The sequence below is a fragment of the Streptomyces sp. NPDC044002 genome (assembly GCF_056434525.1).
This window is the reverse complement of sequence record NZ_JBWKEZ010000034.1, coordinates 45,838-69,170: the sequence shown is the minus strand read 5'-3', so window position 1 is coordinate 69,170 and position 23,333 is coordinate 45,838. Positions and strand designations below refer to the sequence as shown.

22 protein-coding genes and 2 tRNA genes are annotated in these 23,333 nt (G+C 72.7%); 8 read left to right on the top strand and 16 right to left on the bottom strand.

What is annotated here, in order from left to right:
* Positions 1 to 69: 69 nt before the first annotated feature.
* The 6 genes from AC07A6_RS24260 to AC07A6_RS24235 form a co-directional block, all read right to left on the bottom strand.
* Positions 70 to 1,356: an HD-GYP domain-containing protein gene (locus tag AC07A6_RS24260; RefSeq protein WP_478778481.1), complete on the bottom strand. Its 1,287-nt coding sequence runs from the start codon at positions 1,354 to 1,356 to the stop codon at positions 70 to 72.
* Entirely contained in the window at positions 1,353 to 2,879 is a 1,527-nt protein-coding gene (locus AC07A6_RS24255) for an HD-GYP domain-containing protein (RefSeq protein ID WP_478778480.1), read from the bottom strand. The genes AC07A6_RS24260 and AC07A6_RS24255 overlap by 4 nt, the downstream gene beginning before the upstream one ends.
* A 173-nt stretch (positions 2,880 to 3,052) precedes the next feature.
* Positions 3,053 to 3,355, bottom strand: a complete 303-nt coding sequence (rsrA, locus tag AC07A6_RS24250) for a mycothiol system anti-sigma-R factor (RefSeq protein ID WP_125818068.1) — start codon at positions 3,353 to 3,355, stop codon at positions 3,053 to 3,055.
* A complete protein-coding gene (locus tag AC07A6_RS24245; protein ID WP_007266438.1) occupies positions 3,352 to 3,996 on the bottom strand; it encodes a sigma-70 family RNA polymerase sigma factor in 645 nt (214 codons plus the stop codon). Before AC07A6_RS24245 ends, rsrA begins: the two co-directional genes overlap by 4 nt.
* A 454-nt stretch (positions 3,997 to 4,450) precedes the next feature.
* On the bottom strand, positions 4,451 to 5,089 hold the full coding sequence (locus AC07A6_RS24240; RefSeq protein WP_478778479.1) for an alpha/beta hydrolase family protein: 639 nt from the start codon (positions 5,087 to 5,089) through the stop codon (positions 4,451 to 4,453).
* A gap of 59 nt (positions 5,090 to 5,148) precedes the next feature.
* A complete protein-coding gene (locus tag AC07A6_RS24235) occupies positions 5,149 to 5,964 on the bottom strand; it encodes an SOS response-associated peptidase (protein WP_478778478.1) in 816 nt (271 codons plus the stop codon).
* A 53-nt stretch (positions 5,965 to 6,017) separates the two neighbouring features.
* Here AC07A6_RS24235 and AC07A6_RS24230 point away from each other — a divergent pair, with 53 nt between their 5' ends.
* The 4 genes from AC07A6_RS24230 (at position 6,018) to AC07A6_RS24215 (ending at position 9,613) form a co-directional block, all read left to right on the top strand.
* Entirely contained in the window at positions 6,018 to 6,731 is a 714-nt protein-coding gene (locus AC07A6_RS24230; RefSeq protein ID WP_478778477.1) for a M50 family metallopeptidase, read from the top strand.
* 53 nt (positions 6,732 to 6,784) lie between these two features.
* Entirely contained in the window at positions 6,785 to 8,140 is a 1,356-nt protein-coding gene (gene aroA, locus AC07A6_RS24225) for a 3-phosphoshikimate 1-carboxyvinyltransferase (protein ID WP_362465925.1), read from the top strand.
* Between the two features lie 10 nt (positions 8,141 to 8,150).
* Positions 8,151 to 9,161 carry a ribosome small subunit-dependent GTPase A gene (rsgA, locus tag AC07A6_RS24220; RefSeq protein ID WP_362465922.1) on the top strand — a complete coding sequence of 337 codons (1,011 nt, stop codon included), beginning with the start codon at positions 8,151 to 8,153 and terminating at the stop codon, positions 9,159 to 9,161.
* A 128-nt stretch (positions 9,162 to 9,289) separates the two neighbouring features.
* Positions 9,290 to 9,613, top strand: coding sequence for a DMT family transporter (locus AC07A6_RS24215; RefSeq protein WP_007266432.1), 324 nt, complete (start codon positions 9,290 to 9,292; stop codon positions 9,611 to 9,613).
* On the opposite strand, the gene AC07A6_RS24210 is transcribed toward AC07A6_RS24215, so the two are convergent.
* A complete protein-coding gene (locus AC07A6_RS24210; protein ID WP_125818075.1) occupies positions 9,579 to 10,145 on the bottom strand; it encodes a TetR/AcrR family transcriptional regulator in 567 nt (188 codons plus the stop codon). The genes AC07A6_RS24215 and AC07A6_RS24210 overlap by 35 nt on opposite strands.
* Positions 10,146 to 10,281: 136 nt before the next feature.
* On the opposite strand from AC07A6_RS24210, the gene hisN reads away from it, so the two are divergent.
* Together hisN and AC07A6_RS24200 are read left to right on the top strand one after the other, a co-directional pair.
* Positions 10,282 to 11,088, top strand: a complete 807-nt coding sequence (gene hisN / locus AC07A6_RS24205; RefSeq protein WP_362465917.1) for a histidinol-phosphatase — start codon at positions 10,282 to 10,284, stop codon at positions 11,086 to 11,088.
* A gap of 200 nt (positions 11,089 to 11,288) precedes the next feature.
* Positions 11,289 to 11,681, top strand: coding sequence for a CBS domain-containing protein (locus AC07A6_RS24200; protein WP_007266429.1), 393 nt, complete (start codon positions 11,289 to 11,291; stop codon positions 11,679 to 11,681).
* 87 nt (positions 11,682 to 11,768) lie between these two features.
* Here the strand turns inward: AC07A6_RS24200 and AC07A6_RS24195 are convergent, their stop codons facing one another.
* Positions 11,769 to 13,238, bottom strand: coding sequence for a catalase (locus AC07A6_RS24195; protein WP_362465913.1), 1,470 nt, complete (start codon positions 13,236 to 13,238; stop codon positions 11,769 to 11,771).
* A gap of 128 nt (positions 13,239 to 13,366) precedes the next feature.
* Between AC07A6_RS24195 and AC07A6_RS24190 the strand changes: the two genes are divergently transcribed.
* Positions 13,367 to 13,783: a Fur family transcriptional regulator gene (locus AC07A6_RS24190; RefSeq protein WP_362465911.1), complete on the top strand. Its 417-nt coding sequence runs from the start codon at positions 13,367 to 13,369 to the stop codon at positions 13,781 to 13,783.
* Between the two features lie 128 nt (positions 13,784 to 13,911).
* On the opposite strand, the gene AC07A6_RS24185 is transcribed toward AC07A6_RS24190, so the two are convergent.
* The 4 genes from AC07A6_RS24185 to AC07A6_RS24170 all read right to left on the bottom strand — a co-directional run bounded on the left by AC07A6_RS24185 (position 13,912) and on the right by AC07A6_RS24170 (position 19,198).
* Positions 13,912 to 13,985: transfer RNA gene (locus AC07A6_RS24185), tRNA-Met, on the bottom strand.
* An 86-nt stretch (positions 13,986 to 14,071) separates the two neighbouring features.
* A complete protein-coding gene (locus tag AC07A6_RS24180; RefSeq protein WP_385767814.1) occupies positions 14,072 to 15,943 on the bottom strand; it encodes a tetratricopeptide repeat protein in 1,872 nt (623 codons plus the stop codon).
* A gap of 212 nt (positions 15,944 to 16,155) precedes the next feature.
* Positions 16,156 to 16,229 (bottom strand) — tRNA-Met (locus AC07A6_RS24175).
* Between the two features lie 59 nt (positions 16,230 to 16,288).
* Positions 16,289 to 19,198: a UPF0182 family membrane protein gene (locus tag AC07A6_RS24170; protein WP_386272336.1), complete on the bottom strand. Its 2,910-nt coding sequence runs from the start codon at positions 19,196 to 19,198 to the stop codon at positions 16,289 to 16,291.
* Between the two features lie 105 nt (positions 19,199 to 19,303).
* Between AC07A6_RS24170 and AC07A6_RS24165 the strand changes: the two genes are divergently transcribed.
* Positions 19,304 to 19,873, top strand: coding sequence for a PPA1309 family protein (locus AC07A6_RS24165; protein ID WP_362465906.1), 570 nt, complete (start codon positions 19,304 to 19,306; stop codon positions 19,871 to 19,873).
* A gap of 21 nt (positions 19,874 to 19,894) precedes the next feature.
* Here the strand turns inward: AC07A6_RS24165 and AC07A6_RS24160 are convergent, their stop codons facing one another.
* The 4 genes from AC07A6_RS24160 to AC07A6_RS24145 form a co-directional block, all read right to left on the bottom strand.
* On the bottom strand, positions 19,895 to 20,983 hold the full coding sequence (locus AC07A6_RS24160) for a YlbL family protein (RefSeq protein ID WP_478778476.1): 1,089 nt from the start codon (positions 20,981 to 20,983) through the stop codon (positions 19,895 to 19,897).
* 186 nt (positions 20,984 to 21,169) lie between these two features.
* Positions 21,170 to 21,367: a hypothetical protein gene (locus tag AC07A6_RS24155; protein WP_362465900.1), complete on the bottom strand. Its 198-nt coding sequence runs from the start codon at positions 21,365 to 21,367 to the stop codon at positions 21,170 to 21,172.
* Positions 21,368 to 21,526: 159 nt separating this feature from the next.
* Entirely contained in the window at positions 21,527 to 21,988 is a 462-nt protein-coding gene (locus tag AC07A6_RS24150; RefSeq protein WP_362465898.1) for a molybdenum cofactor biosynthesis protein MoaE, read from the bottom strand.
* Between the two features lie 134 nt (positions 21,989 to 22,122).
* A complete protein-coding gene (locus AC07A6_RS24145; RefSeq protein ID WP_478778475.1) occupies positions 22,123 to 23,289 on the bottom strand; it encodes an SDR family oxidoreductase in 1,167 nt (388 codons plus the stop codon).
* Positions 23,290 to 23,333 lie beyond the last annotated feature (44 nt).

Below are 23,333 nucleotides of genomic sequence, written 5' to 3'. Positions count from 1 at the left end.
GCACACCCTCACGGACACTCCTACTGCATCCAACCATGCCCGCTCGGACGGCCGCTCATTACCCATGGGTTACCCCGGCGGAACGGGTACGACTCTGCCGCGTCCGCCCCTGGCCAGAACCCTCGCCAGGGACTCCACGACCTCCGGCTGGTAGTCGCGCCCGGTACCCAGGCGCAGCTGTTCGAGGGCGGCCAGTGAGCCGCCCGGGTGACGGCCGCCGCCCGCCAGGTCGTCGTACGCGTTGACCGCGCGCACGATCCGGGCCGCGACGGGCTGCTCACGGTACGGGGCCGTCTGCCGTTCCACGATCACCGCGACCTCCGCGGGCACCCCGGTCTGGCGGGCCACCTCGCCGCCCAGCTCGGCGATCCGGCGGGCCTCCGCGGCGGGCAGGGAGGCGGTGGCCCCGGCGGGGACGGGGTCGACGAGCGAGAGCTGGCCGATGTCGTGCATCAGCGCGGCGTACTCCAGGACCGTGAGCTCCCGCTCCGACAGGCCCAGCTCGCGGCCGACGGCGCAGCTGAGGGCGGCGACCCGGCGGGCGTGCCCGGGGGCGGTGTACCCGGCGATCTCGGTGGCCCGGGCGAGGGAGGTGATGGTCTGGCGGTAGGTGGTGCGGACGGCGGTGATCCGGTGGAAGGACAGCTGGGTCAGCAGCAGCGGGACGCAGAAGACCGGCAGGGCCCACAGGCCCGCCACGGCCACCCCGAGGGCCATCACGACGCCGGTGGCGCAGATCGCCGAGCCGGCGCCGGGCAGGGCGCGCAGCTCGTCGCGGAGCAGGGGCGCGAACGGCCAGCCGGTGCGGGCCCCGGCGGTGGCGGCGGCGAGCGCGGCGTCGCACAGGGCGGTGAGGCCGAGCAGGAGCAGCAGGAACAGGACGAGGTACGGGCCCTGCGCGAGGCGTTCGCCGAGCCGCCCGGAGTTGTGCAGGGGCCGGAAGCAGGCGGCGGCGAAGGCCACGGTGAGGACCCGGCGGGCCACGTGGTCCAGGGCCGGGCCGTGGCCCCGGGCGATGTGCGGGACGGTGCCGGCCAGGGCGGCCGCGACGACGACGGCGACGGTCTGCAGCACCCCGTGGTGGGTGGGGTGCCCGGCGTTCTGCCCGAGCAGGGCGTACGCGAGGGCCCCGGCGGAGCCGAGCGGTGCGGGCCGGCCGTACCCGGCGGGCCCGGCGCCCCCGCCGGCGCGGGCCGGGAGGTGGTCGCGGCGGGCGAGTTCGCCGAGGGCGACCAGGGTGGCGAAGGCGAGGGCGGTGCCGGGCTCGACGACGCCGGTCCACAGGGTGTGGCCCAGCGCGGCGGCGGTGAGCACGCCCGCGGCGGCGCGGACGGCCCAGCCGGCGAGGGCCCTCACCGGCCGCCGCCGGCCCGCCCGGCGGGATCGCGCCCGGCGGGACGGGCGGCCCGCGGCCCGGCGGCCCCGTCAGCGGGGCCCGCGCCGGCGCCTTCCCCGACCGCGTCCCCGGTGCCTGCCGCGGCCTCCTGCCGGGGCGGGCCCGGGGCGGCCGGGGCGGCCGGGATGACCTGGAGGTCCTCGTCGGAGGTGACCACGGGGTGCCAGCCGTGCCGGCCGATGGCGGCGACCAGGGCGCGCACCATCGCCGGGTCGAACTGCGCCCCCGCGCAGCGCTCCAGCTCCGCGAGGGCGGTGGCCACCGGCCGGGCCCGGCTGTAGGAGCGGGTGGAGGTCATGGCGTCGAAGGAGTCGGCCACCGCCACCACGCGGGCCAGGACCGGGATCTGCTCGCCGCTGAGCCCGTACGGGTAGCCGGAGCCGTCGACCCGCTCGTGGTGGTGCAGGATCGCGGACCGGGCCTCCCCGAGGAATCCGATGCCCCGCACCATCTCGTGCCCGTACTCGGGGTGCAGTTCGATGGTCCGCCGCTCCTCCGGGGTGAGCGGCCCGTCCTTGCGCAGCAGCCGGGTCGGCACGCCGAGCTTGCCGACGTCGTGCAGGATCCCGGCGATCCGGACCACTTCGAGGCGGTCGTCTCGCATGCCCAGCTCGCGGGCGATCATGGCGGAGGCCTGGCCGACCCGTTCGCTGTGCCCGCGCGTGTAGCGGTCCTTGATGTCGACGGCCTGGACGAGGGCGCGGATCGTGGCCCGGTGCGCGGCGCGTTCGCGGTGGTACTGGGCGAAGACCCAGCAGGAGATGTACATCGGCAGCAGGACGAGCAGCGCGGCCGGGACCCCGTACGGGCTGCGCCACATGACGGCCATCATCAGGCCGGCGAGGCCGTGCACGCAGTGCGGGGCGAGGGACCCGGTGGCGAGTCCGCGCCAGGCGGTGGCGGCCGGCCGGCCCTCGGCGGCGGCGAGGACGGCGCCGTCGAGGGCGGTGAGCACCAGGCAGAACACGACGGCCGCGACGGCTGCGGGGAGCATCACGTACGGGAAGTCGGCCACCCAGGCGGTGGGATCGGCGCCGTGGCCGCTCCCGCCCGGCGGTCCCGCGGGAGGACCGCCCCGGCCGGTGAGGGCTTCGCGGCCGCCGAGGAGTCCGTAGGCCCGCCCGGCCGCCCACGCGGCGGTCGCCTGCTGGGCGGCGTGCCAGATCCGGCGGACCCCGGCGGGCCTCCGCACGACGCTCTGCGCGAGTCCGCCGGGCACGGCCACGAGAGCGGCGGCCGACGGCGGCAGCAGGAAGACGGCGGCCATCACCACCGGGAAGAAGGAGCCGATGCCCTCGGGGACCCGACGGCCCAGGAAGGGGAGGTTCCGTACCGACTCGCAGCCGAGGTAGAGGAGGGCCAGCAGGGTCGCGGCGGGCCAGGGCGTGGCGGAACCCGCGAGGAGGGCCGGGGCGACGCAGGCCGCGGCCGCGAGAACGGCGGCCAGGACGCAGGCGCGCGCCATCGGCGGAAGTACCCGCATGGCGCTCTCCTCCCCCAGGGGCCGGGAAAACCGGGTACCGGAAGTGAGCGGTACCGCGAGGGGAGAATAGGTCGGCCCCCGAACGGAGCGGGGCACATTTGTGCATTGCGCCGTACGGGCGCCCCCGGATTAGCACCTTCGAGTGAACGAAGTGGGCTTCCGGGGGCGGCGGTTCAGCTGGTTGCGGGCCCGGCGGTGATGTCACCCTCGGGCACGGCCTGGCCCGAACGGATGAGTTCGATCCGTCCCATGACCTTGGAGCGGAGATCGCTCGGCACGTCGTCCGATCCGCAGCAGCGCTTGACCAGCTTCTTCACGGCCTGTTCCAGGCCGTACTTCTCCAGACAGGGATTGCATTCGCCGAAGTGCGTCTCGAACTTCGTGCAGTCACTGTCGGGCATCTCGTGGTCCAGGAACTCGTATAGATGATCCAGTACCTCGGCGCACTCCGTCTCGTGCGGCTCTCCGCAGCTCATGAGCCCGAGCCTTTCAGGTCGTTCGACTCTCCCGCGCCGGCGGGGACCAGCCCGCGCTCACGGGCATAGTCCTCCAGCATTCCGCGGAGTTGACGGCGCCCACGGTGCAGCCGCGACATGACCGTACCGATGGGTGTACCCATGATGTCCGCGATCTCCTTGTACGCAAAGCCCTCTACGTCGGCAAGATAGACCGCGATGCGGAACTCCTCCGGAATGGCCTGGAGCGCTTCCTTCACGTCCGAATCGGGCAGGTGGTCGAGCGCCTGCGATTCGGCGGAACGCAGACCGGTCGACATGTGCGACTCGGCGCGCGCCAGCTGCCAGTCCTCGATCTCCTCGGCGGCGCTGCGCTGCGGCTCGCGCTGCTTCTTGCGGTAGGAGTTGATGAACGTGTTGGTCAGAATGCGGTAGAGCCACGCCTTGAGGTTGGTGCCCTCGCGGAACTGGTGGAAGGACGCGTACGCCTTCGCGTAGGTCTCCTGGACCAGGTCCTCGGCATCGGCCGGGTTGCGCGTCATGCGCAGCGCGGCGGAGTACATCTGGTCGAGGTAGCCGAGGGCGTCCCGCTCGAAACGCGCGTTGCGCTCTGCGGTCGTCTCCTGTGCCTGGCCTTCGTCGGTCCCAGCGACAGGACCCACCTCCTCCGACAGCGTGGCGGCTCCGAAAGCGGATCCGCTCGAATCGGAGAATAGTCGACCTTCCCGGCCCTCCGCCGCCCGAAGCGAGTCGCGCTTGGGGGCGGGCAGCACCGTCCATTCCAGGTCAGCGGCCTGCGGGCGGTTCTGGCTGATGACCTGGGTCATGCGCTCCCTCTCCTCCGACGTCTTTTCCCCTGCGTTCCGACATTCCCCACAACAGGCGGCCGGGGCAGCGCATTCCCCGGTGCGCCAAGGGTTTTCGCCGCATTCCGGGGCCGGGCGGGGGCGGGTGAGCGGGGTCACGCCGGAATCTGTCAGGTCCGGACCACGGCGCCGCCCGCCCGGGCCCCGGCGCGGGCCCCGGCGCGGCCGCGTCCCGGGTCCGCCCCGCGCCCCCTCCAGCCCCGTTCCGCCACCCCTCCAGCCGCTTTCCGGGCCCGGCCGGGCCGTCGGGTCAGCCCGGGAGGCCGGCGAGCCAGGGCGCCACGGCGTCCGTGATGACCGTCAGGGCCTCGTCCTGCGTCAGGTCCGCCTTCTTCGGCACGGCGAAGCCGTGGTCCCCGAAGGGCACCTCCACCAGCTCGTACTCCCCTGCAGGGAACTCCTCCGGCCGCCCGAACGGGTCCCGGCCGCCCTGCACCACCAGGACGGGCCGCCCCGCGCCCAGCAGCTCCTCGGCCCGGGACTTCTCCGGCTTGCCCGGCGGGTGCAGCGGGAAGGACAGCGCGAGCACCCCGGCCGCACCCAGCTCGGCGGCGGTCCGGCAGGCCACCCGGGCCCCGGCGCTGCGCCCGCCGGCCACCACGGGGAGGCCGGGCCGCCCCAGCGCGGGCCACACGGCCCGCCAGCCCTCGTCCAGCGCCTTGGGCGCGGCGGCGACCTTCTTGCCGGCGACCCGCCAGGGCTGCTCCACCAGGGCGACGGTGACGCCCCGGGCGGGCAGTGCCGTGGCCAGGGCCTGGAGGTCGCGGGCTTCGATGCCGCCGCCGGCGCCGTGGCCCAGCGCCAGCACCAGCTTCGCGGCGCGGGCGGTGTGCCAGGTGATCCGGGCCTCGCCGGCGGGGGCGTCCACGGTCTCGGTACGGGTGCTCATGGGCCCATCCTGCCGGGCGGCGGCGGCCGAGGACGGCAAGGGCACCCCAGAGGCAGGCCCTAGAACAGCGTGGCCTCCTCCGGGCCCTCCAGCTCCCTCAGCAGCTCCGGACCGTTGTTGCGGACGCTGCTCACGGCCGTGGCCACCGGGTAGGCCCGCATCAGCCCGCCGGGCGGGGGTGCCAGCAGGTCCCGCAGCTCGCTCCCGTCGGTCCGGGCGGGGTCCAGCCAGGCGTCCCAGCGGTCCGGGGTCAGCATCAGCGGCATCCGGGGGTGGATCTCGGAGAGCGAGCGCGGCCCCTCGGCGGGCGCCACCCCCAGCGGGGTGGTCTCGGCCTCGGCGGTGATCACCGAGCAGGTGGCCCACCAGGCGCGGGGGTGGTCGGCGGCCAGGGTCCCGTCGCGCCAGAACTCGTAGATCCCGGCCATCGCGAAGACCGAGCCGTCGGCGGGGAGCACGAAGTAGGGCTGCTTGCGGGACCGCTTGCGCTTCCCCTCGACCTCCAGCTCCCGCTCGTCGTGCGCGGTGACCCACTCGTAGTACCCGTCGGCGGGGACGATGCAGCGGCGCTGTGCGAAGGGCGTGCGGAAGGACGGCTTCTCGTGCAGGGTCTCCGACCGGGCGTTGATCATCCGGGCCGCGCCCTCGGGGTTCTGTGCCCAGGAGGGGACCAGGCCCCACTTCAGGACCCGCAGCTGGCGAACCGGACGGGGGTCCCGCGCGTCTTTCAGGGGGCGGTCGAGGACGACGTGGACCTCCTTGGTCGGCGCCACGTTCCAGTCGGGGGCCAGGGTCTCGCTCGGCTCCCACCGCTCGATCCCGAATATCCCCGCCAGCTCCTGGGGTGTCCGACTCGCCGCAAACCTTCCGCACATGGCTGACACACTGCCATGGACCCGACCCCCGACCGCAAGGAGTCCGCCACTCCATGGACAGCAGCACGACGGCCGGCCTCTGGGACCGGCTCACCGGAATACAGGCCGCGCCCGCCTTCTGGCTGGTGGTGGCGACGGGACTGGCCGCGCTCGCGGTCGTGGCACCGCGGCCGGTGTGGCTGGTGGCCCGGAACGCGATCACCATCGCGCACGAGGGCGGCCACGGGCTGCTCGCCCTGCTGACCGGACGCCGGCTCACCGGGATCCGGCTGCACTCCGACACCAGCGGGGTCACCCTCAGCTGGGGCAAGCCGACCGGGATCGGCATGGTCCTGATGCTCGCCGCCGGCTACACGGCGCCCGCGCTGCTGGGCCTGGGCGGGGCGGCCCTGCTGGCGGCGCACCGGATCACCCTGCTGCTCTGGGCGGCGACCGCGCTGCTGCTGGTGATGCTGGTCATGATCCGGAACGCGTACGGGCTGCTGACGGTGGTGCTGACCGGCGGGGTGTTCCTGCTGGTGTCCTGGAAGGCGCCGGAGGCGGTGCAGGCGGCGTTCGCGTACGCGGTGGTGTGGTTCCTGCTGCTGGGCTCGGTGCGGCCGGTGTTCGAGCTCCAGGCGCAGCGCCGGGGCGGTGCGGCGCCGGAGTCCGACGCGGACCAGCTGGGCCGGCTCACGCACGTCCATCCCGTCGCCTGGCTGCTCCTGTTCCACACGGTCACCCTGTGCTGCCTCATCGGCGGCGGGCGCTGGCTGCTCGCCCTCTGAGACGGGGCCGCCATCCAGATCCGGGGCCGTGCGAAGCCACTAAAGTAAGGGCCATGACCGAGACCCCCGCGCTCCACGACCTCTGGCCCGCTCCGTTCGCGGAGGCGGCCGTCCACGCCACCGTCACCGTGCCGGGGTCCAAATCGGTCACCAACCGCGCCCTCGTGCTCGCCGCCCTCGCCGCCGAGCCGGGCTGGGTGCGCCGCCCGCTGCGCTCGCGCGACTCCCAGCTGATGTCGGACGCCCTGCGGGCGCTCGGCGTCGGCATCGAGGAGACCGTCTCCTCCAGCTCCGCCGACGGCGACAGCGGCGAGGCCTGGCGGATCATCCCGGCCGCCCTGCACGGCCCCGCCACCGTCGACGTCGGCAACGCCGGCACGGTCATGCGCTTCCTGCCGCCCGTGGCCACCCTGGCCGACGGCGACATCCGCTTCGACGGCGACCCGCGCTCCTACGAGCGCCCCCTCGGCCAGGTCATCACCGCGCTGCGCGCCCTCGGCGCCCGGATCGACGACGACGGCCGGGGCGCCCTGCCCATGACCGTCCAGGGCGGCGGGGCCCTGGAGGGCGGCACGGTCGAGATCGACGCCTCCAACTCCTCGCAGTTCGTCTCGGCGCTGCTGCTGTCCGCTCCGCGCTTCAACCAGGGCGTCGAGGTCCGGCACGTGGGCGGCAAGCTGCCGTCGATGCCGCACATCCGGATGACCGTGGACATGCTGCGCGCGGCGGGCGCCCAGGTCGACACCCCCGAGGCGGGTGGCGAGAAGGACGTGTGGCGGGTGGCGCCGGGCGCGCTCCTCGGCCGCGACATGGTCGTCGAGCCGGACCTGTCCAACGCCCAGCCCTTCATGGCCGCGGCCCTGATCACCGGCGGCACGGTCACCATCCCGGACTGGCCGCTGCGCACCACGCAGCCCGGTGACGCGCTGCGCGAGATCTTCACCGCGATGGGCGGCTCCTGCGAGCTGACCGAGGCGGGCCTGGTCTTCACCGGCACCGGCAAGATCCACGGCATCGACGTGGACCTGAGCGAGGTCGGCGAGCTGACCCCGGGCATCGCGGCCGTGGCCGCGCTGGCGGACTCGGAGTCGGTCCTGCGCGGGGTCGCGCACCTGCGGCTGCACGAGACGGACCGCCTGGCGGCGCTGACCGCGGAGATCAACGGTCTCGGCGGTGACGTCACCGAGACCGAGGACGGCCTGCGCATCCGCCCGCGCAAGCTGCACGGCGGCGTGTTCCACACCTACGACGACCACCGCATGGCCACGGCCGGCGCGGTGATCGGCCTGGCCGTGCCGGGCGTGGAGATCGAGAACGTGGCGACGACCGCGAAGACCCTGCCCGACTTCCCGAAGATGTGGACGGACATGCTCGCGGGAACGCGAACGGGAACGGGAGCGGGAGCGTAGGGGCCCGGTCATGCGCAGGTACGGCAAGCACACCGACGAGGACGACATCCGCCAGCGCCCGAACCCCAAGGGCAACCGGGCCAGGACGAACATCCGGCCCAAGCACGAGGACGCCTCCGACGGCTTCGTCCTCACCGTGGACCGCGGCCGGCTGACCTGCCTGGTCGAGGACCGCAAGGTCATCGCCATGAAGGCCCGGGAACTGGGCCGCAAGGCGGCGGTGGTCGGCGACCGGGTGTCGCTCGTCGGTGACCTGTCCGGCAAGAAGGACACCCTCGCGCGGATCGTGCGGATCCAGGAGCGCAAGTCCGTCCTGCGGCGCACCGCGGACGACGACGACCCGTACGAGCGGGTGGTCGTCGCCAACGCCGACCAGCTGGCCATCGTCACGGCGCTGGCCGATCCGGAGCCCCGGCCCCGGATGATCGACCGCTGTCTGGTGGCCGCGTACGACGCCGGGCTGGAGCCGCTGCTGGTCCTCACCAAGTCCGACCTGACCTCCGCGGACAAGATCCTGGAGGTCTACTCGACCTTCGGCCTGGACTACGTGGTCACCAACCGCGAGGAGCTGGAGACGGGCGACGCGGCCGAGCGGGTGCGCGAGCGCCTGGAGGGCCGGATCACCGCCTTCGTCGGCCACTCCGGCGTCGGCAAGACGACCCTGGTGAACTCGCTGGTCGGCGAGGGCCGCAAGCGGGCCACCGGGCACGTCAACGCCGTGACCGGCCGCGGCCGGCACACCACCACCTCGGCGCTCGCGCTGCCGCTGCCGTCCGGGGACGGCTGGGTCATCGACACCCCGGGCGTGCGCTCCTTCGGCCTGCACCACGTGGACCCGTCCCGGGTGGTCCTGGCCTTCCCGGAGCTGGTGCCGGGCACGGAGGAGTGCCCGCGCGCGTGCAGCCACGACGAGCCGGACTGCGCGCTGGACCGGTGGGTGGAGGAGGGCCACGCGGACCCGGCGCGGCTGTACTCGCTGCGGCGGCTGCTGCAGACCCGCGAGCGCCGCGAGGGCGACTGACCGCGGTCCGGCGCCGGGCCGTCCGGCGCCGGGTTGTCCGTCCGGCGGGGTTTGCCAACGGCCATGTCTGGTAAATGCATAATCGCACCAAGTGACGCCGAGTCACCTGACGCGGGGAGGCATACGCCATGGCGTGGCTGCTGGTCGTGGTCGCCGGGATCCTGGAGACGGGCTTCGCGGTCTGCCTCAAGCTGTCCCACGGGTTCACCCGGCTGTGGCCCACGATCGCCTTCGCGTGCTTCGCCCTCGGCAGCTTCGGGCTGCTGACCCTCGCGCTGAAGAAGCTGGACGTGGGTCCGGCGTACGCGGTGTGGACGGGCATCGGGGCGGCCGGGACGGCGATCTACGGCATGGTCTTCCTGGGCGACCTGGTCTCCACCCTCAAACTCGTCTCGATCACCCTGGTGATCCTCGGGGTCATCGGCCTCCAGCTCTCCGGTTCGGCGCACTGAGCAGCCGCAGCAGCTCCACCGCCGCCGGCTCCTGGCCCGGCTCCCCCGGCGCGACCACGTAGGACAGCGCGAGCCGTACGGCGAGTTCGCAGCGGCGGGCCGGCTCCTGCGGCAGGGCGGCGGCGGCCCGGTCGCGGGCCGCGCGGGTCAGCTCGCCCGGCCCGAGCGCCTGCCGTCCCCCGGCCGGGGGCGGCGAGGGCAGGCCCGGCCCCCAGGAGCCGGTCAGCAGGGCCCGTACGAGGACCCGGGCGCGGGCCGCCCGTACGGTCCACTCGGCGACGGCGGCGAGCCGCTCGGCGGAGCCGCGCGCGGCGGGGGCGGCCAGCGCCCGCTCCACCCCGTCGAGGTACCAGTCGGCGGCGCGGCGCACCAGGGCCCGGCCCAGGCCCGCTTTGCCGCCGAACTCGTTGTAGAGGGTCTGGCGCGACACCCCGGCGGCGGCCGCGACCTCGACCATCCGCACGGCCGGCCAGGGCCGGGCGGCCAGTGCGGCCTCGGCCGCTTGCAGCAGGGACTCCCGGGCCGTCGGCATCGCCACCTCCCCGCTGGGTTCGCCGGCCGCGCTTCTCCACCAGGGTTGACGGGTCGCCAGATCCCGTCAAGGGCGCGTCCCGGCCGCACTGTGGACTCCGCTCACCGCGCCCGGCAAGTCTCGATACTGTTCGGGCATGTCCACATATGCCGATGACCTGCGCCTCGCCCTCGAACTCGCCGACGCGGCGGACGCCACCACGATGCAGCGCTTCCGCGCCCTCGACCTCCAGGTCGAGACGAAGCCGGACATGACGCCGGTGACCGAGGCCGACAAGGCCGCCGAGGAGGTCGTCCGGGCCGGGATCCAGGCCGCGCGCCCCGACGACGCGATCCTCGGGGAGGAGTACGGGCTGAAGGGCGGCGGGCCGCGCCGCTGGGTCGTGGACCCGATCGACGGCACGAAGAACTACGTGCGCGGCGTCCCGGTGTGGGCGACGCTGATCTCCCTGATGGAGGAGGGCGCGGACGGGGTGTTCCGCCCGGTCGTCGGCGTGGTGTCGGCCCCGGCGCTGGGCCGCCGCTGGTGGGCCTCGGAGGGTGGCGGCGCCTTCGCGGGCGGTGCGCTGGGCGAGCCGGCCGGGCCGGTCTCGGTGTCGAAGGTGGCCTCCCTGGGGGACGCCTCGTTCGCGTACTCCTCGCTGGGCGGCTGGGAGGAGCAGGGCCGGCTCCCGGGCTTCCTGGACCTGACGCGTGCGTGCTGGCGTACGCGGGCGTACGGCGATTTCTGGCCGTACATGATGGTCGCGGAGGGCTCGCTGGACCTGTGCGCCGAGCCGGAGCTGAACCTGTGGGACATGGCCGCCGTCGCGGTCGTGGTCCAGGAGGCGGGCGGCCGCTTCACCAGCCTGGACGGGGTGGACGGGGTGGACGGCGGCAACGCGGTGGCCTCGAACGGCCTGCTGCACGACGAGATGCTCGGGTACCTGAACCGCAAGGCCTGAAGCCGCAGGGCCCGGAGCCGGAGACCGGGGGGACGCCCGGCGCCCTCGCGCGCCGAGCGTGCCCCCTTGATGACTTTCCGTGTCCGTGGGAATCTGAGGATCCCCCCGCTTGTGCGCTTGTGAACGGCTTCTCTAAGTGGAGGACCTACACGCGCCGCACCCCACCCAGGCGGGGGCTCACCCAGGAGGTGGCTCTCTCCATGCTCGTCCGCGACGCCATGAGCACCGTGATCCTCACCCTCGGACCCGCGCACTCCCTCCGTCAGGCGGCCTGCCTGATGTCCGGCCGGCGCGTCGGCGCCGCCGTCGTCCTCGACCCCGACCACAGCGGCATCGGCATCCTGACCGAGCGCGACATCCTGAACTCGATCGGCGCCGGCCACGACCCCGACCGGGAGTCCGTGGGCGCGCACACCACGAACAACGTCGTCTTCTGCACCCCCGAGGCGACCGTGCAGGAGGCCGCGGAGGCCATGGTCCACGGCGGGTTCCGGCACCTGATCGTGCTGGAGGACGGCGGCCCGGTCGGCATCGTCTCCGTCCGCGACGTCATCCGCTGCTGGGTGCCGGCCCGCCGGGCCGTGCCCGCGTAACCCGTTCCCGGTACGGGAACGACAGCGGGCCGGGACCCCGGCGAGGGGGTTCCGGCCCGCTGTCCTGCTACGGCAAGCGGTCCGCCATCAGCCGCGGAGGGCCTGGACCGCGGCGTCGAGCCGCTTGCCGAAGTCGGCGTCCGCGCGGCGGAAGTTCTCGACGGCGCGCTCGACGATGTCGTCACGGGAGACCTTGGCGATGAAGCCGGACAGGTTCTCGATCAGGCGGGACTTCTCGTCCTCCGAGAAGAGGCGGTAGAGGTTGCCCGCCTGGACGAAGTCGTCGTCCTCGGAGTGCGAGGGGGTGGCGTGGTTGCCCGTGCCGCCGGTGACGGGGGTGGACTCCCACAGCGGGCGGCCGGTCTGGGCGGGGCCGCCGAAGCTGTTGGGCTCGTAGTTCTTGGAGCCCTTGTGGCGGCCGTCGTACAGGTAGCCGTCGCGGGAGTTGGTGCGCGCCTCGGTGGCGTGCGGGCGGTTCACCGGCAGGTGGTCGGCGTTGATGCCGACGCGGTAGCGGTGCGCGTCGCCGTACGCGAAGAGGCGGCCCTGGAGCATCTTGTCCGGGGACGGACCGATGCCGGGGACGAAGTGCGCCGGGGAGAAGATGGACTGCTCGACCTCGGCGAAGACGTTCTCCGGGTTGCGGTTGAGCTCCAGCTTGCCGATCTCGATCGGCGGGTAGTCCTCGTGCGGCCACACCTTGGTGAGGTCGAACGGGTTGAAGCGGTACTGCGCCGCCTCGGCCGCGGGCATGATCTGGACCTGCACGGTCCAGGTCGGGAAGTCGCCGCGCTCGATGGACTCGCGCAGGTCGCGCTGGTGGGAGTCCGGGTCCTCGCCGGCGAGGGCGTTGGCCTCGGCCTGGGTGAGGTTCTTGATCCCCTGGTCGGTCTTGAAGTGGTACTTGACCCAGAAGACCTCGCCGGCCTCGTTGCTCCACTGGAACGTGTGCGAGCCGTAGCCGTTCATGTGGCGGTAGGACGCCGGTATGCCGCGGTCACCGAACAGCCAGGTCACCTGGTGGGTGGACTCGGGCGACAGGCCCCAGAAGTCCCAGACGTTGTCCGGCTCCTGCGAGCCCGTGTACGGGTCGCGCTTCTGGGTGTGGATGAAGTCGGGGAACTTGATGGCGTCCCGGATGAAGAAGACCGGGGTGTTGTTGCCGACGAGGTCGTAGTTGCCCTCTTCGGTGTAGAACTTCAGCGCCCAGCCGCGCGGGTCACGGCGGGCGTCGGCGCCGCCGAGGCTGTCCGCGACGGTGGAGAAGCGCAGGAACGTTTCGGTCTGCTTGCCGACCTCGGAGAGGAACTTGGCGCGGGTGTACCGGGTGACGTCCGCCGTCACCGTGAAGGTGCCGTAGGCGCCGGCGCCGCGGGCGTGCACCACGCGCTCCGGGATGCGCTCGCGGTTGAAGTGCGCGAGCTTCTCCAGCAGGAGCTGGTCCTGGACCAGGACCGGACCACCGACACCGGCCGTCTCGCTGTTCTGGTTGTCGGCGACCGGAGCCCCGGCCTCCGTGGTGAGCGGTCCCTGTGTCACGTGTGCCTCCTGCGTCATTCGCGCCTGTCCTGTCCTCGGCGTATCTCGTAATCGATCCTACGATGGACTTTGTCTAAGTCAAGTGAGCATCCAAGTCCACATCGGTTCGGGATCTGAACGGATTCCCCACTGTTAGGCTGGCCTGTATGAGTGACCTGCTGGAACGACTTCGCGGACGCGGCTGGCGCATGACGGCCCAGCGCCGCGTCGTGGCCGAAGTGCTCGACGGTGACCACGTGCACCTGACGGCAGACGAGGTGCACGCACGCGCTGTGACCAAACTGCCCGAGATCTCTCGCGCGACGGTCTACAACACCCTGGGTGAGCTCGTGTCGATCGGCGAGGTCCTCGAAGTCTCGACGGACCGGCGGGCCAAGCGGTACGACCCGAACGCCCACCGCCCCCACCACCACCTGGTCTGCGCCCAGTGCGGCGCCATCCGGGACGTCCACCCGGCGGGCGACCCGCTGGCCGACCTGCCCGACGGCGAGCGCTTCGGCTTCGTGGTCTCGGCGGTCGAGGTGACGTACCGCGGGGTGTGCCCGAGCTGCGCGGGCGCCTGACGCGTCACGGAAGAAGGCCGGGAGCCTCGGGCTCCCGGCCTTCTTCGCGTTCCCGCGCTTCGCGTTCAGGAACGTCCCGGAAACGACTCGAGGCCCGGATCCATGGGATCCGGGCCTCGGGCCTTCAGTAGCGGGGACAGGATTTGAACCTGCGACCTCTGGGTTATGAGCCCAGCGAGCTACCGAGCTGCTCCACCCCGCGTCGGTAAACACGACTCTACGGGAGCCCACCCGGCAGATGCAAATCAGTTGTCGGAAACCCCGACGGACGACCCTGACGGGCGGCCCCTACGCCGACAGCTCCTCCGCCAGGGCGTCGCGCAGCCGGGCGGCGCGCTCGGCCACCTCGGCCGGGCCCAGCTCCATGGCCCGGACGCACCACTTCTGCCCCTCGGCGAGGTCCCCGTGCCGGGCCGCGAGCAGCCCGAGCCGGAGCGCGGCCCGGCCGTGTCCGGCCACCGCCGCGCGGGTCCACCACAGGGCCGCCTCGGGTTCGTTGCCCTCGCGGGCCAGCAGCAGCCCGAGGTTGAAGGCGCCGTTGCGCGAGCCGGCCTCGGCCGCCTCCCGGTACCACCGGGCGGCCACCGTGAGGTCGCCGCGGGCGGCGGCGAGCATGCCGACCCGCACCTGGGCCCGGCGGTGGCCCTGCTCGGCGGCGCGGGCGTACCACTCCTCGCTCTCGGTGCGGGCGGCGCCGCCGACGGGCTCGCCGAGGGCCACCGGCTCCGGCGGCGGGGCCAGCGACTCCAGCAGGGCGGCCAGCCGGAAGGCCGCCTCCGCGCTGCCGCCGCCCGCCGCACAGCGCAGGTGCCGCTCGGCGGCCCGCTCCTCGCCGTCGCGCACGAGGGCGATCCCGACCTGGAGCGCCGCGTCGGTGTGCCCGGCCGCGGCGGCCCGCTCGTACCACTTCAGGGCGGAGCGGTCCTCGTCGCGGCTGGCGAAGAGGATCCCGAGGTTGAAGGCGGCGTCGACGCTGCCGGCCTCCGCGGCCTTGGAGAACCACGGCTCGGCTCCGGCCGCGTCCCCGGCCTGGAGCAGCATGATCGCCAGCGCGTTGGCGGCCTCGCGGTGGCCGGCGTACGCGGCGCGGCGGTACCACTGCTCGGCCTGGGCCGTCCGCTCCTGGGCGGCGCAGAGCAGGGCGAGGTTGTAGGCGCCGTTGTGGTCGCCGGCGTCCATGGCGACCCGGTACCACTTCTCGGCCGTCTGGGTCTCGCCGCGGGCGGCGTGCAGCGCGCCGAGGGCGTTCGCCGCGTTGCCGTCGCCGTCCTGGGCCGCGCGGTGCCACCAGGCGGCCGCGCTGTCCTCGTCGCCGGCGTCGCGCAGCAGGAAGCCGAGGGCGCAGGCGGCCCGGGCCTCCCCCTGCTTGGCCGAGCTCAGGTACCAGCGGCCGGCCTCCTTCAGCTCGCCGCGGGCCTCCAGCAGGGCGCCCAGGTGCAGGCCGGCCCGGCGGTGTCCGCGCGCGGCGGCCTGGCGGTACCACTGCTCGGCCTCGGCGGGGTCGCCCTTGCGCAGGTGGCGGGCGAGCCGGTACGCGGCCTCGCGGTGGCCCTGCTCGGCGGCGGCCCGGAACCAGCGCTCGATGCCCTTGTCCCCGCGGTGTTCCAGCAGGTCGGCCAGGCCGTAGGCGCCCAGGGCGTGCCCGGACTCGGCCGCCTGGCGCAGCCAGTACTCGGCGGCGGGCTCGTCCCCGCGCTCGCGGTAGTGGCGGCCGAGGGCGTGTGCGGCGGGGGCGGATCCGGCGACGGCGGCGACCCGCCACCAGCCGGCGGCCTCGTCGGGGTAGCCGCGCTGGAGGAGCAGGACCCCGAGGTTGTTGGCGGCGGCACGGTCACCGGCGCCGGTGGCGCCGCGGAGGTAGGGCTCGGCCCCGGCCAGGTCGCCGCGGCGCAGCAGCAGCGCGCCGAGCACGCTCATGGCGCCGGGGTCGCCCTTGTCGGCGGCCACGCGGTGGCGGGCCTCCAGCTCGGCGTCGGTGGCGCCCTCGGCGTCCCCGAAGGCTTCTGCCGCGCTGTGCTTGTCCAAGAAATCCGCATCGGTCAGTGCGGTCTGCGCGTTAACAGTCGGAGCGGCCTCGCCCGTTCCCGCGCCCGACTCGGCCTCCGCCCTCACAAACCGCCCTGTCTCCAGCAGAGTTGACCTGTCCCCCATAAATCCCATCGTCGCATCACCTGCTACCCGCGTACACCTGGTATGTCGCAGCCAGTGAGGTCACTACAGCGTTTTGTCGACATGCCCACAGAGAGACAAGTCAAACACGCTCGCCCCCCAACTCACCCGCCCCAGTGACCCCGTGTCTCCCAACGGCACCTTTCGGTGCTCCGGACATGACGAAGGCCCGGATCCCATTGGATCCGGGCCTTCGTCTTCAGTAGCGGGGACAGGATTTGAACCTGCGACCTCTGGGTTATGAGCCCAGCGAGCTACCGAGCTGCTCCACCCCGCGTCGGTGAAACCACAGTATCACGACGCGGGACGGAACCATTACGGGGTTTTCCGCGCCCCCTAGCCGCCCGGCTTGGGCGCCGTCAGCTTCGCCTCCGCGTCGATCGCCCGCTTCAGCGCCGCCTGGAGGTCGTTCTGCGCCTTGCCGTACGCGGCCCAGTCACCCGCCTTCATCGCCTTGTCGGCCTCCTCCACCGCCTTCTGGGCGTCGGCGAGGGCCGCCTTGACCGTCGGGTCCTGCGCGGTCGGCGGGGTGTTCGGGTTCGTCGGCGTGGTCGGGTTCGTCGGCGTGGTCGGCGGCACCGGCGTGGTCGGGGCCTCGGCTCCGAAGACCACGTTCAGCGCCTTCTCCAGGGTGTCCTCGAAGGCCGTCTGGCCGCCGTAGGTCACCAGCACCTTGCGCAGCAGCGGGTACTTCAGCCCGGAGCTGCGCACGTACACCGGCTCCACGTAGAGCATTCCGCCGTCCATCGGGACCGCGAGCAGGTTGCCGTACTCGATCTCCGAGTCACCGCCGCGCAGCAGCCGGATCGACTCGGCGATCTTCGGTTCCGACTGGAACTTGCTCTGGACCTGGCCGGGGCCGTCCGGCGGCTTGCTCGTCGGCATCTTCAGGATTCGGATCTTGCCGTAGTCCGGGGTCCCGGGATCGGCGTTCACCGCCATGAAGGCGCTCAGGTTGGGCCGCTCGTTCGGCGTGAAGGTCGTCGTGAGCGAGAAGACCTGGTCCTTCTCCGGCTGGCCCGGCATCTTCATCGACAGGTAGTACGGCGGGACCGCCGTGCCGGCCTTGGTCGTCGGGTCGTCCGGGACGGCCCAGGCCTCACTGCCGCTGAGGAAGGTCTGCGGGTCCGTGACGTGGTACCGGGTCAGCAGCTCGCGCTGGACCTTGAAGAGGTCCTGCGGGTAGCGCATGTGGTCCATGAGCGGCTTGGAGATCTCGCTCTTGGGCTTCACCGTGCCCGGGAACGCCTTCATCCAGGTCTTCAGGACCGGGTCCTTGGTGTCCCACTGGTACAGGTCGACCGTGCCGTCGTACGCGTCGACGGTGGCCTTCACCGAGTTGCGGATGTAGTTGACCTGGTTCTCCTGGGCGACCACCGCGCGCTGGCTGTTGGTCAGCGAGTCCGCGGTGCTCTGGCCCAGCGTGGTGCGCGAGGCGTACGGGTAGCCGTTGGTCGTCGTGTAGGCGTCGACGATCCACTTGATCCGGCCGTCGACGACGGCCGGGTACGGGGCGCCGTCGATGGTCAGCCAGGGGGCGACGGCCTCGACGCGGTCCTTGGGCGTGCGGTTGTACAGGATCCGCGAGCCGTCGCCGATGGCGCCGGAGTAGAGGATCTGCGGCTCGCTGAAGGCGAGCGCGTACGCGGCCCGGTTGACCGGGTTGTCCAGGTTGACCCCGGAGTTGCCCTTGTAGCTGGTCTCCTTCTCGCCCTTGTCGTCCGAGTAGTCGAGCTCCTTCTGCGGACCGCCGACGATCGAGTACTGCTTCGTCTGCTCGCCGTAGTAGATGCGCTGCTCGAAGTCCGTGCCGAACATGCCCTTGGAGGGCAGGTCGGACTGGGTGAAGTCCGGGGCGCCGTCCTTGACGGTGGTGCCCTTGGCGGCGACCACGCCGTAGCCGTGCGTGTACTTGAAGTGGTCGTTGATCCAGTTGTTCTTCGGGATGCCGCCGATGTTGAGCTCGCGCAGCCCGATGACCGTGTCCTGGCCGGCGTACCGGTCGACCGCCAGCGTGGACGGGAAGCCGTAGTAGCCCTTCACCTGCTGGAGCTGCTGGAAGGCCGGCGAGACGATGTTCGGGTCGAGCAGGCGCAGGCTGGCCGTGGTGTCGGCCACCGACCGCAGCTTGGTGCGGTCCTCGGTCTGCGGGACGCCCGGGTAGTCCTTCACGTCGGCCCCGTCGATGCCGTAGGCGTCGCGCGTGGCCTTGATGTTCTTCTCGACGTACGGCGATTCCTTGGCCTGCTCGTTCGGCTGGACCTGGAACTTCTGGACGATCGCCGGGTACAGCCCGCCGATCAGGATCGCCGAGAGGACCATCAGGCCGAAGCCGATGACCGGCAGCTGCCAGGTGCGCCGCCACAGGGTGGCGAAGAACAGCACCGCGCAGATCGCCGCGATGGCGACGAGGATCGTCTTCGCCGGCAGGTAGGCGTTGGCGTCGACGTAGCGCAGGCCGGTCCAGTTGTCGGCGGCCTTGAAGTCGCTGGACTTCACGGCGAGGCCGTACCGGTCGAGCCAGTAGGCGACGGCCTTGAAGGTGACGAACAGGCCGAGCAGCACCGACAGGTGTCCGGTCGCCGCGGCGGTGGCCCGGGCACCCGGGCTGGTCAGGCGCAGGCCGCCGTACAGGTAGTGCACGACGACGGCGGCGATCACCGAGAGCACGACGGCGGCGAAGCCGAAGCCGAGGAGGAAGCGGTACCAGGGCAGGTCGAAGGTGTAGAACGACACGTCCAGGTGGAACTGGGGGTCCTTCTTCCCGAAGGGCACCCCGTTCACGTACATCAGCCAGGTCTTCCACTGGCCCGCCGCCGACGCGCCCGCGATCAGACCGACGATCGCCGCGATGGCCAGGAGCAGCCACTTCTTGTACGGGGCGACGCTCATCCGGTAGCGGTCGAGGCTCTGCTGCTCCATCGACATCGCGCTGAGCGGCGGCCGCAGCCGGTACGCCAGCCAGATGTTCAGCCCGACCGCACCCGCCATGAGCAGGCCGAAGACGGCGAAGAGGCCGATCTTGGTCCACAGGGTGGTGGTGAAGACGGAGGAGTACTTGACGGAGCGGAACCAGAGCCAGTCCGTCCAGAACCCGGCGAACATGATGAACGCCATGGCCAGGACGGCAAGGACGCCCAATGTCGTCAGGAGGGTCCGGGCGCGCCGGGAGGGGCGGCCGACTCTCATCCGTGGCCCGGAGGGGCCTCCGCCGCGGTCCGGCATCTGGAAAGCCAAGGTGCGCACCTCGAAAGTCGCTGTGTCTGGTCCTGGGCCCACGATCGTAGGGCCCACCCATGCAACTTACTGAGGCTTTAGTCAGTTCCCGGTATCGGGGGGAAAGGAGGCAGGATGTTGTCCATGTCCAACCTTTCGCCCTCCCCCGGCACCCCCATGGCGGCCAGTCCGCTGACCCGCGCCGTCCTCGAGATCGACGAGTACGCCTCCACCCTCGGCTGGGACAAGCCGGCCCGCCTCTTCGCCCTGGTCGACACGGCCCGCCTGCGCCGGCAGGAGCCCCGCCTCGCCGGGCAGCTCGGCCTGGACCAGGACGACGCCGGCAAGAGCCAGCTCACTCCGATCGAGCAGGACGAGGTGCCGGCCGGGACCCCGCTGGACAAGTTCCTGGGCACCATCGCCTGGCCCGACGCGGTCGTCGGCTGCGCGCTGACGGTGGAGCGGCTGATGCTGCCGCCGTCCGCGGAGGCCGCCGTGCCGGAGGGGCTGAACGACAAGCAGCTGACCAAGTGGGTCGCGGGCCACCCCGAGCGGCAGGAGGTGCGCCTCACGGTGGGCGTGCTGCGCGACGGCTCGCGGGAGTCCGCCGTACGGCTGCGGGAGAAGGACTCCTCCAGCGAGGTGCTGACCGGCGCGAGCCTCGTGCCGGGCCTGGCCGACGCGCTGGCGGCTACGTTCGCCTGAGTCCTAGGGGGAGGGGCGCGGTCAGGACGCGGTGCACTTCGGCAGTCCGGCCGTGTCCCCCTTGCCGATCTTCTCCAGTGCCTTGGTGGCGTCCCCGATGGTGGACACCTTCACCAGGGTCAGGCCCTCGGGGGTGTGCTGGGCCGCCGACACGCAGTTCTCGGCCGGGGTCAGGAAGTACTCGGCCCCGGCCTTGCGGGCGCCGATGGTCTTCATCTGGATGCCGCCGATGGGGCCGACCTTGCCCTCGTCGTCGATGGTGCCGGTGCCCGCGATGAACTTGCCGCCCGTGAGGTTCTCGGGGGTGAGCTTGTCGACGATGCCGAGGGCGAACATCAGGCCGGCGCTCGGGCCGCCGACGTCGGCGAGCTTGATGTCGATCGGGAACGGGAAGGTGTGGTCGGTCCCGGCCCGGATGCCGACGATGGCGTGGCCGTCGTCCTCCGCCTTGCCCGCGGTGATGGTGACCTTCGCGCTGCCGGTGGGCTCGCGGTTCGCCTTCTCGGCCTCGGCCGCCTCGGCGGCGGGCACGATGGTGAACTCGACGGGCTCGCCGGGCTTGTGCTTGGTCACGAGCTTGGCGACGTCCCCGGGGACGGTGACGGGGGTGCCGTCCACCGCCTTGACCACGTCCCCGGCGTGCAGCCGGCCCTCGGAGGGGCTGCCCTTGACGACGGTGGAGACGACGACGCGGGCGCTGACCGGGATGCCGAGCTGCTTGAGGGCGGCCACCTTGGCGCTCTCCTGCGACTGGCTGAACTCCTCGGCGTTCTCCTGCGTCGATTCCTTGTCCGTCTTGCCGTTCGGGTAGAGGTTCTCGTGCGGTACGACGATGTTGTCGCCGGCCACCCAGCCGTAGACCGCTTCCAGCAGGTTCATGTCGTAGTCGGCGCCGGTGACGCGGACCGTGGTCATGTTGAGGTGGCCGCTGGTCGGGTACGTCTGGTGCCCCGAGATGCTCAGCACCGGCTCACCGCGCGAGTCGCCCAGCGTGTTCACGGTCGGGCCCGGGCTCATCTCGGAGTACGGGACCTTGATGAAGACGCCCGCGCAGAGCAGCGCGAACAGCACGAGGAAGGAAGCGAGCATCGTCGCGGTGCGGCGTGGCATGGATCGACAGTACGGGACGGCCCTGCCGGGCGGCCCGTGGGGCCGGTCCGTACGGGGCCCGCGGGCGGAACTCTCACCGGATTCTCAGCCAGGGCCCGGTCGGAGCCCGGTCGGAGCCCGGTCGGAGCCCGTCCGGCACGTTCCCGAAGGGGCCTGCGGGGGCGGGGAGGGCACTTCCGGGACGCGTCAGACAGCGTCGGAACCGGAGTGCGCCTTTTCGTTCGTCCTCGCCCGGTCGGCCCGGTCCATGGCCTCGCGGAACCTGGCGTAACCGGCCAGTTCGGATATGTCGCCCTGGGTGCGGTCGCGGGCCGCCCAGCTGCCCCATATCGCCGCTCCGATCGCGGCGAACAGCGGAATCAGCAACCACGCCAGTGATGCCATGAACGTGCCTCCCTGCCCCGAAAGTGCGTGTCGTTGTGGCTTCAACGCTCGTGCCCGGAGGGGGGTTACGCAAATCGAGGGCGTGTTGCGCGGCCGAACGGGGGTGAGGCTACCGCCCGCCCGTGAGGACCCCGCGCCCGGCCCCCGTACCGGCGGGCCTCAGCAGGCGCCGACCCACTCCTCGGTGCCGTCGGAGAAGGTCTGGTGCTTCCAGATCGGGACCTCGTGCTTGAGGTCGTCGATCAGCATCCGGCAGGCCTCGAAGGCCTCGCCGCGGTGCGGGCAGGAGACGGCGACGATCACGGCCAGGTCTCCCACGGCGAGGTCGCCGATGCGGTGCACGGCGGCCAGGGCGCGGACCGGGTACTTCGCCACGACGCGGTCCGCGACGCGGCGCATCTCGGCCTCCGCCGTCGGGTGGCAGGAGTAGCCGAGCGAGTCGACGTCGGCTCCGCCGTCGTGGTTGCGCACCGTCCCGACGAAGAGGGTGGTGCCTCCGGTGGCGTCGTCGCCGACGGCCTTGAAGACCTCGTCGATGGAGAGCGGGGTCTCACGGATCTCGAGCAGCCGGATGGGGTCCTGAGCGGCCTGCTCGCCGGGGTGGTCGAAGTGCGGTGCCATGTTCCCCATCGTGCCCTAGCCGCCGACCCGGTGGAATAGCCGTTTCGCCCGGGGCGCGGCGCGTCGGTTGGGAGCCTCCTACAGGAGACCGGCCCCGCCCCGGACCGGGCCGGTCCGGGGCCGTGTCCCGCAGGTCAGAGCCCGCGGCGGCGCCGGGCGCGGCGTACGGCGGCGGCGGCGCCGAGCAGGGCGACCGTCGCGCCCGCGGCACCGGCGGCCGTGGCGGCGTCCTTGCGGCCGAGGCGGCGGCCCGCGACGGTGTGCCGGCCCGCGACCTCCTGGAGCAGCTCGGCCAGCACCTCCTCGTTGGTCCAGCGGGGCCGCCAGCCGGCCGCGTGCAGCCCGCTGACGCTGACCACCCACGGGTGCATGGTGTACGCGAGGTCCCCGGCCGGGGACGGGGTCAGGCCGATCCGGTGGAGCCGGGCCGCGGCGCCGAGCGCGACGGCGGAGGGCAGCTCCATGCGGCGGATCCCGCTGAGCTCCTCGACCTCCTCCTGCTCCAGCCAGCCCTCGCAGCCGACGGCGAGCTCGCCCTCGGCCTTCTCCAGGGCGGCGTACTCCAGGGCGCTGACCAGGTCCTCGACGTGGCAGAACTGCCAGGTGGGCCGGGATCCGGCGACGACGAGCAGGCGCGGGGACTCGAAATAGCGGGTGAGGGCGGTGTCCGTGCCGCCGACCAGGACCGCGGGGCGGACGACGGTCACGTTCAGCCCGGGGTGGGCGCGGGGGGCGCGGCGGCCCAGGCGCTCGATCTCCAGCAGGTCGCCGACGCCGGTGGCCTCGGCGGTGGCGCGCAGCTCGGAGTCCTCCGAGAGCGGGATGTCGTTGTCCGGCAGGGCCCCGTAGACCATCGCCGAGGTACACAGCACGACCCGGTGCACGCCGGCCGCGGCGGCGGCGGTCAGCACGGTCTGGGTGCCGCGCACGTTGTAGGCGGTGCGGGCCGCCGGGTCCGTCTCCAGGTCGAGGTCGAGCGCGAGGTGGACGACGACGTCCGCGCCGCGCAGCTTCTCGGCGATGGCGGGGTCCCGGACGTCCAGGACGTGCCACTGGGCGGCGGCGCAGTCCCCGCGCCGCTCGTCGATGGCCACGACCTGCTTGACCTCGTCGGATTCGACGAGGCGGCTCACCAGCGCGGCGCCGACCCCCGAAGCGGCTCCGGTCACCGCGATCACGGGGCTCGGGCGGCGCGGACCGGCCTGGTTTCGCGGCTGGCGAACGCCGGGGGCGCTGTCGTCGTGCTCAGGGCGTTTTTCGGCGTCGTGCGGCGCGCGAGCCTGCGGATCTGGGGAACTCACCGGGCGTCTCCAGCGGTTGTCTTCAGTGGGGACGCGCTGTGACG

Excerpts from the sequence above, each read along its gene's own strand:
- aroA (WP_362465925.1), top strand. The coding sequence starts at position 6,785 with ATGACCGAGACCCCCGCGCTCCACGACCTCTGGCCCGCTCCGTTCGCG.
- AC07A6_RS24200 (WP_007266429.1), top strand. The coding sequence starts at position 11,289 with ATGCTCGTCCGCGACGCCATGAGCACCGTGATCCTCACCCTCGGACCC.
- AC07A6_RS24255 (WP_478778480.1), bottom strand. The coding sequence starts at position 2,879 with ATGCGGGTACTTCCGCCGATGGCGCGCGCCTGCGTCCTGGCCGCCGTT.
- AC07A6_RS24160 (WP_478778476.1), bottom strand. The coding sequence starts at position 20,983 with ATGCCACGCCGCACCGCGACGATGCTCGCTTCCTTCCTCGTGCTGTTC.
- AC07A6_RS24195 (WP_362465913.1), bottom strand. The coding sequence starts at position 13,238 with ATGACGCAGGAGGCACACGTGACACAGGGACCGCTCACCACGGAGGCC.
- AC07A6_RS24150 (WP_362465898.1), bottom strand. The coding sequence starts at position 21,988 with ATGGCACCGCACTTCGACCACCCCGGCGAGCAGGCCGCTCAGGACCCC.
- AC07A6_RS24165 (WP_362465906.1), top strand. The coding sequence starts at position 19,304 with ATGTTGTCCATGTCCAACCTTTCGCCCTCCCCCGGCACCCCCATGGCG.
- AC07A6_RS24190 (WP_362465911.1), top strand. The coding sequence starts at position 13,367 with ATGAGTGACCTGCTGGAACGACTTCGCGGACGCGGCTGGCGCATGACG.
- rsrA (WP_125818068.1), bottom strand. The coding sequence starts at position 3,355 with ATGAGCTGCGGAGAGCCGCACGAGACGGAGTGCGCCGAGGTACTGGAT.
- AC07A6_RS24215 (WP_007266432.1), top strand. The coding sequence starts at position 9,290 with ATGGCGTGGCTGCTGGTCGTGGTCGCCGGGATCCTGGAGACGGGCTTC.
- AC07A6_RS24180 (WP_385767814.1), bottom strand. The coding sequence starts at position 15,943 with ATGGGATTTATGGGGGACAGGTCAACTCTGCTGGAGACAGGGCGGTTT.
- hisN (WP_362465917.1), top strand. The coding sequence starts at position 10,282 with ATGTCCACATATGCCGATGACCTGCGCCTCGCCCTCGAACTCGCCGAC.
- AC07A6_RS24155 (WP_362465900.1), bottom strand. The coding sequence starts at position 21,367 with ATGGCATCACTGGCGTGGTTGCTGATTCCGCTGTTCGCCGCGATCGGA.
- AC07A6_RS24235 (WP_478778478.1), bottom strand. The coding sequence starts at position 5,964 with ATGTGCGGAAGGTTTGCGGCGAGTCGGACACCCCAGGAGCTGGCGGGG.
- rsgA (WP_362465922.1), top strand. The coding sequence starts at position 8,151 with ATGCGCAGGTACGGCAAGCACACCGACGAGGACGACATCCGCCAGCGC.
- AC07A6_RS24210 (WP_125818075.1), bottom strand. The coding sequence starts at position 10,145 with ATGCCGACGGCCCGGGAGTCCCTGCTGCAAGCGGCCGAGGCCGCACTG.
- AC07A6_RS24240 (WP_478778479.1), bottom strand. The coding sequence starts at position 5,089 with ATGAGCACCCGTACCGAGACCGTGGACGCCCCCGCCGGCGAGGCCCGG.
- AC07A6_RS24230 (WP_478778477.1), top strand. The coding sequence starts at position 6,018 with ATGGACAGCAGCACGACGGCCGGCCTCTGGGACCGGCTCACCGGAATA.